This window comes from Pseudomonas sp. GW821-FHT03E01 (assembly GCF_059420765.1).
The window spans coordinates 271,130-284,388 of the sequence record NZ_JBWKUI010000002.1; the positions used below are offsets into that span (position 1 = coordinate 271,130).

Sequence of the window (13,259 nt, forward strand, 5' to 3'; positions counted from 1 at the left end):
AGCGGGCCAATCGTTGACCCGGCAGCCAAGCATTCAAACAGATGGAATTAGAAAATGCCCTCTAAATACCTCGAGGCCTGACCTAGAGCATCAGCTTGACGACCGACTCGTTCGGATCACGGGTCTTTCCGGCCGCTTTGAGTTCGGCAAGATAATCGTTCCACAGATCCTCTTGGCGCACCGCCAACTGGTACAGATATTCCCAGGTGAACAGGCCGCTGTCGTGGCCGTCGTCGAAGGTCAATTTCAGTGCGTACTGACCGGCTGGTTCGACCTTGCTCAGGCCTACGCCGATCTTGCCAAATTGCAGGATAGGTTTGCCGTGGCCCTGGACCTCGGCGGAAGGAGAGTGCACGCGAAGGAATTCTGCGGGCAGGTGATACTCCTCGCCGGACGCGTATTTGAGCGTCAGGGTTTTCGAGGCTTTGTGCAGTTTGATGTCGGTGGGGAGTTGGGTCGTCATGGGGCCGATCTTCCGTTTGTATGAAGGCCCTGTGTCGGCGGGTGATCTGTGGCGAGGGAGCTTGCTCCCGCTCGGCTGCGTAGCAGTCGTAAATCCGGCGAATGAGGTCTTGTAGATAAACCGCATTCACCGACTTTGGGGCCGCTTCGCGACCCAGCGGGAGCAAGCTCCCTCGCCACGGAAGCCCGCTCACACAGAATGAGACCTACAGGATATAACGGGACAGGTCTTCGTTCTGCGCCAATTCGCCCAAGTGGCTGTTGACGTAATCGGCATCGATCAGGATCGCCTTTTCGTCATGGGTGCTGGCCAGATCGCCGGCGCTGAACGACACCTCTTCAAGCAGACGCTCCAGCAAGGTGTGCAGGCGACGGGCGCCGATGTTCTCGGTCTTCTCGTTGACCTGCCAGGCAATCTCGGCAATACGCTTGATGCCGTCCGGCTGGAACTCGATGAGCAGCCCTTCGGTTTTCAGCAGCGCGCAATACTGCTCGGTGAGAGAGGCATGCGGTTCGCTGAGGATACGCTCGAAATCTTCCGGGCTCAGGGCCTTGAGTTCGACCCGAATCGGCAGGCGACCTTGCAGCTCCGGCACCAGATCACTCGGCTTGCTCAGGTGGAATGCACCGGAAGCGATAAACAGGATATGGTCGGTCTTGACCATGCCCAGTTTGGTGTTGACGGTGCAGCCTTCGATCAGCGGCAGCAAGTCGCGCTGTACGCCTTCACGGGATACGTCGACGCCACCGGTATTGCCGCGCTTGGCGACCTTGTCGATTTCGTCGATGAACACGATGCCGTGCTGTTCGACAGCTTCCAGCGCCTTGGCCTTCAACTCTTCTTCGTTGACCAGGCGACCGGCTTCTTCGTCGCGAACCAGTTTCAGCGCTTCCTTGACCTTGAGCTTGCGGCTCTTGCGCTTGCCCTTGCCCATGTTGGCGAACAGGCTCTGCAACTGGTTGGTCATTTCTTCCATGCCCGGTGGCGCGGAGATATCGACGCCGGTGATTTCGGCGACTTCGATTTCGATCTCCTTGTCGTCCAGCTGACCTTCACGCAGGCGTTTGCGGAACAGCTGGCGGGTGTTGGAATCCTGGGCCGGGGCGGCGTCTTCGTTGCTGAAACCCATGCGTGCCGGTGGCAGCAAGGCGTCGAGGATGCGCTCTTCGGCGGCGTCTTCGGCGCGGTGGCGAACCTTGGTCATTTCCTGTTCGCGCAGCAGCTTGATCGCCGCGTCCGCCAGATCACGAATGATCGATTCGACGTCGCGGCCGACATAGCCCACTTCGGTGAATTTGGTCGCTTCGACTTTGATGAACGGAGCGTTGGCGAGTTTGGCCAGGCGACGGGCGATCTCGGTTTTACCGACGCCGGTCGGGCCGATCATCAGAATGTTCTTGGGGGTGACTTCGACGCGCAGCTCTTCGGGCAGCTGCATCCGGCGCCAGCGGTTGCGCAAGGCAATGGCGACGGCGCGTTTGGCATCGTCCTGGCCGATGATATGGCGATTGAGTTCGTGGACGATTTCACGGGGGGTCATGGGCATAGTAATTGGCGGTCCTCAAGCAAAAGTGAGCCGTGGCGCTAGGCCAAGACAGGCTTACTCAGCGAGATCCTGCTCCTCGATGGTGATGTTGTGGTTGGTGAACACGCAGATGTCGCCAGCGATGCCCAAAGCGGTTTCGACGATTTCCCGGGCCGACAGGTCGGTCTTTTTCAACAGCGCGCTGGCCGCAGCCTGGGCGTAGCCGCCGCCGGAACCCATGGCGATCAAACCTTCTTCAGGCTCAACCACGTCACCGTTGCCGGTGATGATCAGGGAGGCATCCTTGTTGGCGACCGCGAGCATGGCTTCGAGGCGGCTGAGGGAGCGGTCAGTGCGCCATTCTTTGGCGAGTTCGACAGCGGCGCGAACCAGGTGGCCCTGATGTTTTTCGAGTTGGCCTTCGAAACGTTCGAAGAGGGTGAAGGCGTCAGCGGTAGCCCCGGCAAAACCGGCGATAACCTGACCGTGGTACAGGCGGCGAACTTTCTTCGCGTTGCCTTTCATCACGGTATTGCCGAGCGAAACCTGGCCGTCGCCGCCCATGACGACTTTGCCGTGGCGGCGAACTGAAACGATGGTGGTCAAGGGAGAGTCTCCACGCAGCGGGGCGAAAATGCCTTATGCCAACTCATATGGGGGTGGTGGAGCGTTTTTCAACTGTAGGACGCGGCGGGGGACGAGCGGTGGTGGGCAGGGATGAATGTGTTGTCTGTTCTGACGCCTTCGCGGGCAAGCCTCGCTCCTACAGAGATTTACGTGATCCTGTAGGAGCGAGGCTTGCCCGCGAAGAACGATGACGCAGTGTCCTTGACGAAATTAGCGGCTCTGGCGTTGTTGTAACAACAGGTTACTGAAGCCACTGCCCGCCAATTGTTTCTGGGCGGTGGTCAGTTGTTCTCGGTTGCTGAACGGGCCGACCAGCACCCGGTACCAGGTCTCGTCCTTCACCGTGCCGGATTCAACCGCCACGGCCTGACCCAGCAGGATGATCTGCGCCCGAACCTTGTCGGCATCGGCTTGCTTGCGGAACGAACCGGCCTGCAGGAAGAACTTGGTCACTGGCGCCGCTTTAGCCACCGGTGGCGCTGGCGGCGGAGTGATGCCGGCCAATGCCGCCTGAGCCCGGGCGGTGTCGATCTTCGCCGCTTCCGCAGGCGTCACCGGCGTGGTCGGCACGGCCGGCACTTGTGGCGTCGGCAGGGTTTTCTCCGGTACCGCATCCGGCGGCACGATCACTTCCGATTCCGGCAGCAAGGTGTAGAAGTCGTACTTCGGCTTCACCGGTTGCGTCGGGCTCGGCGGGGTCTTGTTGGCTTCGGCGATCTTGGTAGCTTTCTGCTGTTGCTCGACCTTCTCGCGCTTGACGCTGTCACTGCCCTTGCCCGGCTCCAGCTTCATCAGGAACACAATGAACGCGCCGACCGTCAGGCCGATGGCCATCCACAGCCAGCCCGGGATCGGTTGCTTTGCAGGAGCTTGGTAACGGCTGGCGCCACGCTTGGGTGCAGGTTTTTTCTTGGCAGCCAACTTACATACGCTCCAGAGTTTCCAGACCCAAGAGTTCCAGGCCTTGCTTGAGAGTGCGGCCGGTCAACGCAGCAAGGCGCAAACGGCTCTGCATTTGCGCCGGGGTATCGGCGCCGAGGATCGGGCAGTTCTCGTAGAAACTGGAGAACAGGCCGGCAACATCGTACAGGTAGGTGCAGAGAATGTGCGGCGTGCCTTTGTCGGACACGTTATTCAGGATTTCGCCGAACTGCGCCAGTTTCGCCGCCAGCTCATGTTCGTGCGGCGCTTCGAGGACGATTTGCCCTTCGACTTCGCTGAAGTCCTTGCCGAGCTTGCGGAACACGCCGGCCACTCGGGTGTAGGCGTACAGCAGGTACGGTGCGGTGTTGCCTTCGAAGTTCAGCATCAGGTCGAAGTTGAAGCTGTAGTCGCTGGTGCGGTGCTTGGACAGGTCGGCGTACTTCACCGCGCCAATGCCCACGACCTTGGCGATGTTGCGCAGCTCGTCTTCGGCCAACTCCGGGTTCTTCTCCTTCACCAGCGTGTAGGCGCGTTCCTGGGCTTCGGTCAGCAGGTCGATCAGCTTCACGGTGCCGCCGTCACGGGTTTTGAACGGGCGGCCATCGGCGCCGTTCATGGTGCCGAAGCCCATGTGTTCCATTTCCATCGGATGGGTCACGAAGCCGGCCTTGCGGGCGACGGCGAACACCTGCTGGAAGTGCAGGGCCTGGCGCTGGTCAACGAAGTACAGCGCGCGATCGGCTTTCAGCACGCCGCTGCGGTAGCGCACGGCCGCCAGGTCGGTGGTGGCATAGAGGTAGCCGCCATCGGCCTTGACGATGATCACTGGCAGCGGTTCGCCCTCGGCGTTCTTGAACTCGTCGAGGAACACGCACTGGGCGCCGTTGCTCTCGACCAGCATGCCTTTGGCCTTGAGGTCGTTGACCACGTTGATCAGGTCGTCGTTGTAGGCGCTTTCACCCATCACGTCGGCCATGGTCAGTTTGACGTTCAGCAGTTCGTAGATTTTCTGGCAGTGGGACAGCGAGATGTCCTTGAACTTGGTCCACAGGGCCAGGCAGTCCGGGTCGCCGGCTTGCAGCTTGACCACCAGGCCGCGGGCGCGGTCGGCGAACTCTTCGGACTCGTCGAAGCGCTGCTTGGCGGCGCGGTAGAAGTTTTCCAGGTCCGACAGCTCGTCGCTGGTGATCGGGTTTTCCTGCAGATAAGCCATCAGCATGCCGAACTGGGTGCCCCAGTCGCCGACATGGTTCTGACGGATCACGGTGTCGCCGAGGAACTCCAGCACCCGGGCCACGCCGTCGCCGATGATGGTCGAGCGCAAGTGGCCGACGTGCATCTCTTTGGCCAGGTTCGGGGCCGACAGGTCAACCACGGTGCGCTGCACCGGGCCGGCCTTGCGTACGCCGATGTGGTCGTCGGCCAGGGCCGCGTCCAGGCGGGTCGCCAGGGCTTGGGTGTTCTGGAAGAAGTTCAGGAAGCCAGGGCCGGCGATTTCGGCTTTGGAGACGTTTTCGTCAGCCGGCAGCGCGGCGATGATTTTCTCGGCCAGGTCACGGGGTTTCATGCCGGCCGGTTTGGCCAGCATCATCGCGATGTTGCTGGCGAAGTCGCCGTGAGTCTTGTCACGGGAGTTTTCCACCTGGATCGCCGGCGACAGGCCTTCAGGCAACACACCTTCGTTGACGAGTTGGGTGATGGCTTGTTGGATCAGCTGGCGAATGGTGTCTTTCATGGTCTTCTCTTTCGACCGCAGGCGCGGCGGCGCTTCAGTGCGCTGGTGGAAAAACTGGGCATTATCCGTTGCGAAGACGGGCTTGCCAACTATAGCGGGCAGGTTATGGATATGTGGTGACTATTCGACCGCTATCGCGGGCTTGCTCGCGAAAGCAACCTTCCAATCAATACAAATCCACAGGGTCGACATCCAAAGACCAACGCACTGCCCGCCCACTGGGCATCTGCTCCAAAGCCAGCAACCAACTGCTCAACAATCGATGCAGTGGCGCCCGGGCCGTGGCTTGCAGCAATAACTGTGCGCGATAGCGCCCGGCTCGGCGCTCCATCGGTGCCGGAACCGGCCCCAGCAACTCGATGCCGGTCAGATGCTGTTCGGCCAGCAGTCGCTCGGCCTCGCTGCACGCTTCATCGAGGAACCCTTCGGCCTGCCCCGGTTTGTGCGCTTCGGCCCGCAGCAGCGCGAGATGCGCAAATGGCGGCAACCCGGCGGAGCGGCGCTCGCTCAGCGCCTGTTCGGCGAAGGCGAAGTAGCCCTGTTCGGTCAGTTGCACCAGCAGCGGGTGGTCCGCCAGGTGCGTCTGGATAATCACTTTGCCCGGTTCTTCGGCCCGCCCCGCGCGCCCGGCGACCTGCACGATCAACTGCGCCATGCGCTCGCTGGCGCGGAAGTCGCCGGAGAACAACCCGCCGTCGGCATCGAGAATCGACACCAGGGTCACCCGAGGGAAGTGGTGCCCTTTGGCAAGCATCTGTGTGCCGACCAGAATGCACGGCTGGCCTTTCTGGATGGTCGCGAACAACTGATTCATCGCGTCTTTGCGTGAAGTACTGTCGCGGTCGACCCGCAGCACCGGGACGTCCGGAAACAGAATCCCCAAGCGTTCCTCGGCACGCTCGGTACCGGCGCCCACGGGCCGCAAATCGACCTTGCCGCACTTTGGGCAATGCCGAGGCACGCGCTCGACGTAGCCACAATGATGGCAACGCAATTCGCCCGAGCGCTGGTGCACGGTCATTCGCGCGTCGCAACGCTGGCATTCGGACATCCAGCCGCAATCGTGGCAGAGCAGTGTCGGGGCGAATCCTCGACGGTTGAGGAACACCAGCACCTGCTGGCCGGCGGCCAGGGTCTGACCGATGGCTTGCTGCATCGGCCCGGAAATGCCGCTGTCCAGTGGACGACTTTTCACGTCCAGGCGCAGGAAGCGCGGTTGCTTGGCACCACCGGCGCGCTCATTCAGGCGCAGCAGGCCGTAACGACCGGTGTAGGCGTTTTGCAGGCTTTCCAGCGAAGGCGTGGCGGAGCCGAGGACAATCGGGATGTTTTCCTGTCGGGCGCGAACCAGCGCCAGGTCGCGGGCGTGGTAGCGCAAGCCTTCCTGCTGTTTATAGGAGCCGTCGTGCTCTTCATCGATGATGATCAGACCGGGGTTCTTCATAGGCGTGAACAGCGCCGAACGGGTGCCGATAATAATGTCGGCTTCGCCATCCCGCGCGGCCAGCCAGGCGTCCAGGCGCTCGCGGTCGTTGACGGCGGAGTGGATCAGCGCGATGCGTGCATTGAAGCGCTGTTCGAAGCGCGCCAGGGTTTGCGGGCCGAGGTTGATCTCCGGGATCAGCACCAGGGCTTGTTTGCCGGCCTCGAGGGTTTCGCGGATCAGTTGCAAATAGACTTCGGTCTTGCCGCTGCCGGTGACGCCGGCCAGCAGGAACGCGTGATAACTGTCGAACCCGGCGCGAATCGCTTCATAAGCGGCGCGCTGCTCCGGGTTGAGCGGCAATTCCGGTTGTGCCAGCCAGTGTTCGTGGCGAGCGCCGGGCGCGTGCCTGCGGATGTCTACCTGCACCAGATCCTTGGCCAGCAACAGATCGAGGCTGTCCTTGCTCAGCATCAGTTTGCTCAGCAACTGATGGGCGACGCCGTGGGGATGTTGCGCCAGGGTCGCCAGGGCTTCGCGCTGCCTTGGGGCGCGGGCGATGCGCGGGTCATCGAGGCTGGCGCTGGGCGCGGCGGACCAGAACCGCTCCTGACGGGCTTCGGCCAGTTCACCCTGACGCAGCAACACCGGCAGCGCCCAGCTCAACGTGTCACCGAGGCTGTGCTGATAATACTGGGACGTCCACAGGCACAGCTTGAACAGCGCGGGTGGCAGCGGCGGTACCGCATCGAGCAGGGCCAGCGCCGGTTTGAGCTTTTCTGTCGGGACTTCGCTGTGGTCGGTGATCTCCACCAGAATCCCGATCATCTCCCGCCGGCCGAACGGCACCCGCAAACGCATGCCCGGGTGTAACTGGGTGCGCAGGACTCCAGCCGGGGCGCGATAGTCGAACAGGCGGCGCAGGGGCGAAGGCAGGGCGAGGCGCAGAATGGCGTTGGGCACGCGATTGTTTACTCGGTGAAGGGGTGATGAAGAAGGCCGGGAGCCTAGCAGACGGTCGGATTTGTGTCCTCCATCAGGAAAGCGTTCAAGTGTTGACGAGTGGATTTTAATGCCAGGCAAGGCGCTACGACGACTCATAGCGCGCTATGGGGAGGAGTAGCAACGCAGCATGGCGTTAAAAGACGCCGTCAACATTGAACAGTCTTTCCTGATGGAGGGCACCCACGACAGCTTGCGTGTTTGCAAAGGTCTGGTAGAATCCGCGGCCTAATTACGTGCGGTATTCAACAATAGTGTTGGGTGGCGGCACGCTAGCCTGAGGAAGACACCATGAAAGCTGATATCCATCCAGAATACCCAGCAGTTGCTGTTACCTGCAGCTGCGGCAACAAGTTCGAAACCCGTTCGACCTACGGCAAAGCCCTGGCGATCGACGTTTGCAACGAATGCCACCCGTTCTACACCGGTAAGCAAAAGACTCTGGACACTGGCGGCCGCGTTCAGCGTTTCGCAGACCGTTTCGGTGCTTTCGGCGCGAAAAAGGCCTAAGGCCGATCAACTTGGGAAGCCGTTACGGTTTTTCCATGCTGATGAAAAAGGCGTCCCTCGCGGGCGCCTTTTTTATGTCTGCGATTTGGCTTTCCGCTGCCCAGGCCTTCTGCCCGGCGCCGAGCGGGCTGACGCCGGTCGCAGTCCAGCGGGTGGTGGATGGCGACACCTTGCGTCTGAGCGATGGGCGCAGTGTGCGCATGATCGGTTTGAACACGCCGGAGCTGGGCAAGCAGGGTCGTTCCGACGAGCCGTTCGCCGAGGCCGCGCGCAAACGCCTGGAAACCCTGGTGGCCGCCAGCGACGGGCGGGTCGGTTTGCTGCCGGGTAAAGAAGGCAAGGACCATTACGGCCGCACGCTGGCCCATGTCTACAGCGTCGATGGCGCCAACCTCGAAGCGCAGATGCTTGCTGAAGGTCTCGGTTTTCAGGTCGCGGTAGCGCCGAACGTCGATTTGGTCGGCTGCCAGCAGGCGGCGGAACGCAGTGCTCGTCAGGCCGGTCTCGGGCTGTGGCGACAGTCACCTGTGCTGAAAGCGGAGCAGATCAACGCGTCCGGCTTCGCCGTGCTCAGTGGTCGTGTGAGCAAGGTTCAGCGCAATCGCGGCGGGGTTTGGATCGAGTTGCAGGATTCAGTTGTATTGCGGGTTGCACCCAATTTGCTGGGGCAATTCGATGACGCGTCGCTTGAGAAGCTCAAAGGCAAGCAAATCGAGGCTCGTGGCTGGGTCGTGGATCGTTCGCGCCGTGGCGGGCTGAAGCCCGGGCAGGCACGCTGGCTTTTGCCGCTGACCGATCCGGCGATGTTGCAGGTCGCGCCGCAAGAAAAATTGTAGACATTTATTCTGTAGATTGTGAACAGTCTATCCCTTGTATTCCGTGGCTCTTGGCCCAAAGTCGTAGGGCAGGGCGCTTGACAGGGGTGACTGGTCAGTCTTGTGGGGACTTTGCGACACGAGTATCCTCGGCGGTCCGTCTGTCCAACAGTAAAAAGCGGAATGCCCACATGTCTGATTTGAAAACTGCCGCTCTCGAATATCACGCCAATCCTCGTCCAGGGAAGCTGAGTGTCGAGCTCACCAAGGCCACTGCTACCGCCCGCGACCTGTCGCTGGCCTACAGCCCCGGCGTAGCCGAACCAGTACGCGAAATCGCCCGCGATCCTGAACTGGCCTACAAATACACCGGCAAAGGCAACCTGGTTGCAGTCATTTCCGATGGCACCGCGATTCTGGGCCTGGGTAACCTCGGTCCATTGGCTTCCAAGCCGGTGATGGAAGGTAAAGGTGTTCTGTTCAAGCGCTTCGCCGGCATCGACGTGTTCGACATCGAAGTCGACTCCGAAAGCCCGCAAGCCTTCATCGACACCGTCAAGCGTATCTCCATCACCTTCGGTGGCATCAACCTGGAAGACATCAAGGCGCCTGAGTGCTTTGAAATCGAACGCGCTCTGATCGAGCAGTGCGACATTCCGGTATTCCACGATGACCAGCACGGTACCGCGATCGTGACCGCTGCCGGCATGATCAACGCCCTGGAAATCGCCGGTAAAACCCTGCCGGAAGCCAAGATCGTCTGCCTGGGCGCCGGTGCTGCCGCCATCTCCTGCATGAAATTGCTGGTGAGCATGGGCGCCAACATCGAAAACATCTACATGGTTGACCGTACCGGTGTGATCCACTCCGGCCGTGATGACCTGAACCAGTACAAGGCCGTCTTCGCTCACGCGACCGACAAGCGCACCCTGGCTGACGCACTGGAAGGCGCCGACGTGTTTGTTGGTCTGTCCGGCCCGAACCTGCTGAGTGCTGAAGGCCTGAAATCCATGGCGGCCAACCCGATCGTGTTCGCATGCTCGAACCCGGATCCGGAAATCTCCCCGGAACTGGCGCACGCCACTCGCAACGACGTGATCATGGCCACCGGCCGTTCGGACTACCCGAACCAGGTCAACAACGTACTGGGCTTCCCGTTCATCTTCCGTGGCGCCCTGGACGTTCGCGCCAAGCGCATCAACGAAGAAATGAAAGTGGCTGCTGCCAACGCCCTGCGTGAGCTGGCCAAGCTGCCAGTGCCTCAGGAAGTGTGCGATGCCTACGGCGGCATCAAGCTGGAATTCGGTCGTGAGTACATCATCCCGAAACCAATGGATGCCCGTCTGATCACCCTGATCTCCGATGCCGTGGCCAAGGCTGCAATCGAGACCGGCGTGGCGACCCTGCCGTATCCGAAGAACTACCCGCTGAAAAGCGTGGATGACGTGTTCAACGGCTAAGCCGTTGTAGCGCTTCAACCAAAGGCCCCGGCTCATTCTGAGTCGGGGCTTTTTTGTATCTGAGTGGTTTGCAGGCAGGCAATAAAAAGCCCCGCACTTCTTTCGAAGGCGGGGCTTTTTGGTGTTGCGGCGATCAGAACAAATCGATCGGCGCCGCTTCGTCCGCTGGTAGCGGGCTGCCCGGCACATTGCCGTTACCCAGCTCGTTCACCGACGGTGGCGTATCTTCGGCCTTGAACAGCTCAAAGTAGGCGCCTGGCGTGCTTGGGGTGGCTGCACGACCGCTGACCGGGTCGACCCGCAGGCTAAGGATGCCTTCAGGTTCCGGCTGGGTATGGGCTGGCTTGCCTTTGAGGGCAGCGCCCATGTAGTTCATCCAGATCGGCAGGGCGACGGTGCCGCCGAACTCGCGTTTACCCAGGCTTTCCGGTTGGTCGAAGCCGGTCCAGACGGTGGTCACGTAATCGGCGTTGTAGCCGGAGAACCAGGCGTCCTTGGATTCATTGGTGGTGCCGGTCTTGCCCGCAATGTCACTGCGGCCCAAGGCCAGCGCACGACGGCCAGTACCGAGTTTGATCACGTCCTCAAGCATGCTGTTGAGGATGTAGGTGGTGCGACCATCGATGATACGTTCGGCCACCGCTGGCGCTTGTGACACTGGCTGGGTGCCCGGCGCTTCGCCTGGGATGGCGTTGACGGTGAAGGTATTGGCGGCCGGCACGGCGATGCCGTCGCTGACTACGTTGCCTTTCGGAACGCTCGGCGGGTTGGCAACGAACAGTGTGTCGCCGTTGCGGCTTTCAATCTTGTCGATGATATACGGGGAAATCTTGTAGCCGCCGTTGGCGAAGGTGCTCCAGCCAGTGGCGATTTCCATTGGCGTCAGGGTTGCGGTGCCCAATGCCAGGGACAGGTTGCGTGGCAGGTCCTGCTTGTTGAAGCCGAACTTGCTGATGTAGTCGATGGTGCGGTCGACGCCCAGCGCTTGCAGCAGGCGGATCGATACCAGGTTGCGCGACTTGTAGAGCGCTTCACGCATGCGGATAGGGCCGAGGAAGGTGTTGGTGTCGTTCTTCGGGCGCCAGACCTTGTCCAGGTACTCGTCGACGAACACGATCGGTGCGTCGTTCACCAGGCTGGCGGCGGTGTAGCCGTTATCCAGGGCGGCACTATAGACGAACGGCTTGAAGCTCGAACCTGGCTGGCGCTTGGCCTGCATGGCGCGGTTGTAGTTGCTCTGCTCGAAGGCAAAACCGCCGACCAGAGAACGAATGGCACCGTTCTGCGGATCGAGGGACACCAGTGCGCCCTGGGCCTGCGGAATCTGGCTGAATTTGAGCGAATTGTCCGGCTGACGTTGTACGCGAATCAGATCGCCGACCTGCGCGACGTCCGACGGCTGCTTCGGATTGGCGCCCATGCTGTTGGTGTTCAGGAACGGACGGGCCCACTTCATGGTGTCCCAGGCAACGTGTTCTTCGCCGGTGCGGGTCAGCACCTGCACGCCGTTCTTGTCGACCTGGGTCACGATCGCCGGCTCCAGGCTGCTGATGGTCCGCTGCTTGGTCAGTTCCTGGGTCCAGGCCTCTCGGGTTTTACCCGGCAGGCGTGACTCGGGGCCGCGATAACCGTGCCGTTGATCGTAGGTCATCAAGCCTTCGTGAACCGCGCTGTTGGCCATTTCCTGCAAATCGCTCGGCACCGTGGTGGTGACGCGGAAACCTTCGGTGTACGCATCGCTGCCATAGCGACCGACCATTTCGGCGCGGGCCATTTCGGCGACGTACGGTGCGTTCACTTCCGGAGTCGGCACGTGATAGCTGGCGTTCAGCGGTTCGTTGATCGCCGCGGTGTAGTCGGCTTCGGTGATCTTGCCGAGCTTGTACATGCGCCCCAGGATCCAGTCGCGACGCTCCTTGCTGCGGGCCGGGTTGGCCAGCGGGTTGAAGCGCGACGGGGCTTTTGGCAGACCGGCGATCATCGCCATCTGCGCCAGGCTGACGTCACGAATCGACTTGCCGTAATAGACCTGCGCCGCTGCCTCGATGCCATAGGCGCGGTTGCCCAGATAAATCTTGTTGACGTACAGCTCGAGGATTTCGTCCTTGGTCAGCTGCCGTTCGATCTGCAGGGCCAGGAGGATTTCGGTGGTTTTGCGCGAGAAGCTGCGTTCGCTGCTCAGGAAGAAGTTCTTCGCCACCTGCATGGTGATGGTGCTGCCGCCGGACTGAATGTGTCCGCTCTTTACCAGCTGGGTGGCGGCACGCATCAGGCTGCTGGGATCGACGCCGTAGTGGTTGGCGAAATTGTCGTCTTCAGCACTTAGTAACGCATTAATGAAATTGGGGGGAATGTCGGCGAAACGGATCGGCGTACGGCGCATTTCGCCAAATTCTGCGATCAGCTTGTTGTCGCTGCTGTACACCCGCAAAGGAATCTGCAACTGAATGCTTCTCAGCGCCTCCACAGATGGCAATCCAGGGCTAAGGTAAAGAAAGGCGCCGCTCAGACCCAGGAGCAGTCCGCAGAAAACGGCGACGATGGACCAACCGAAGAATTTCAGCAGACGAATCAAGGCTTTTGGATATCCAGGGCAAAGAATGAATTAGGCATCAGGGTTCAGGCTATAAAGAAAATGACCCGCGCTTGCAGTGAAAGCGGAAAAACGCTCGGCATTATAAGCATTTTTCCGCAGGGAGCGTCATTTGCGCTTCTGTCAAGACGGGGGGTATTGAACGCAATGGATATTACAGAGTCCGTAACTCACGGATAGTC

The 13,259-nt window shown here is 60.8% G+C and carries 10 protein-coding genes; 3 read left to right on the forward strand and 7 right to left on the reverse strand.

Going from position 1 to position 13,259, the window contains the following annotated elements; translation table 11 throughout:
* Positions 1-82 precede the first annotated feature (82 nt).
* The 6 genes from AC07VO_RS04245 to AC07VO_RS04270 all read right to left on the reverse strand — a co-directional run bounded on the left by AC07VO_RS04245 (position 83) and on the right by AC07VO_RS04270 (position 7,660).
* The gene (locus tag AC07VO_RS04245) at positions 83-463 is read right to left on the reverse strand and encodes a gamma-butyrobetaine hydroxylase family protein (RefSeq protein WP_018929151.1); all 381 of its coding nucleotides are present in this window, start codon (positions 461-463) and stop codon (positions 83-85) included.
* 205 nt (positions 464-668) lie between these two features.
* Entirely contained in the window at positions 669-2,009 is a 1,341-nt protein-coding gene (gene hslU / locus AC07VO_RS04250; RefSeq protein ID WP_019581849.1) for an ATP-dependent protease ATPase subunit HslU, read from the reverse strand.
* A gap of 54 nt (positions 2,010-2,063) precedes the next feature.
* Positions 2,064-2,594, reverse strand: a complete 531-nt coding sequence (hslV, locus tag AC07VO_RS04255) for an ATP-dependent protease subunit HslV (RefSeq protein WP_007936812.1) — start codon at positions 2,592-2,594, stop codon at positions 2,064-2,066.
* A 231-nt stretch (positions 2,595-2,825) separates the two neighbouring features.
* Positions 2,826-3,536, reverse strand: a complete 711-nt coding sequence (locus AC07VO_RS04260) for an SPOR domain-containing protein (RefSeq protein ID WP_007936813.1) — start codon at positions 3,534-3,536, stop codon at positions 2,826-2,828.
* 1 nt (position 3,537) lies between these two features.
* Positions 3,538-5,274: an arginine--tRNA ligase gene (argS, locus tag AC07VO_RS04265; RefSeq protein ID WP_018929149.1), complete on the reverse strand. Its 1,737-nt coding sequence runs from the start codon at positions 5,272-5,274 to the stop codon at positions 3,538-3,540.
* Between the two features lie 166 nt (positions 5,275-5,440).
* The gene (locus AC07VO_RS04270; protein ID WP_086944124.1) at positions 5,441-7,660 is read right to left on the reverse strand and encodes a primosomal protein N'; all 2,220 of its coding nucleotides are present in this window, start codon (positions 7,658-7,660) and stop codon (positions 5,441-5,443) included.
* Between the two features lie 330 nt (positions 7,661-7,990).
* Between AC07VO_RS04270 and rpmE the strand changes: the two genes are divergently transcribed.
* The 3 genes from rpmE (at position 7,991) to AC07VO_RS04285 (ending at position 10,484) form a co-directional block, all read left to right on the forward strand.
* Positions 7,991-8,209, forward strand: a complete 219-nt coding sequence (gene rpmE / locus AC07VO_RS04275; RefSeq protein ID WP_018929146.1) for a 50S ribosomal protein L31 — start codon at positions 7,991-7,993, stop codon at positions 8,207-8,209.
* A gap of 35 nt (positions 8,210-8,244) precedes the next feature.
* On the forward strand, positions 8,245-9,045 hold the full coding sequence (locus AC07VO_RS04280; RefSeq protein ID WP_086944123.1) for a thermonuclease family protein: 801 nt from the start codon (positions 8,245-8,247) through the stop codon (positions 9,043-9,045).
* A 170-nt stretch (positions 9,046-9,215) separates the two neighbouring features.
* Entirely contained in the window at positions 9,216-10,484 is a 1,269-nt protein-coding gene (locus tag AC07VO_RS04285; protein ID WP_018929144.1) for a malic enzyme-like NAD(P)-binding protein, read from the forward strand.
* 133 nt (positions 10,485-10,617) lie between these two features.
* Here AC07VO_RS04285 and AC07VO_RS04290 read toward each other — a convergent pair whose 3' ends face one another.
* On the reverse strand, positions 10,618-13,056 hold the full coding sequence (locus tag AC07VO_RS04290; protein WP_370741087.1) for a penicillin-binding protein 1A: 2,439 nt from the start codon (positions 13,054-13,056) through the stop codon (positions 10,618-10,620).
* Between the last annotated feature and the right edge of the window lie 203 nt (positions 13,057-13,259).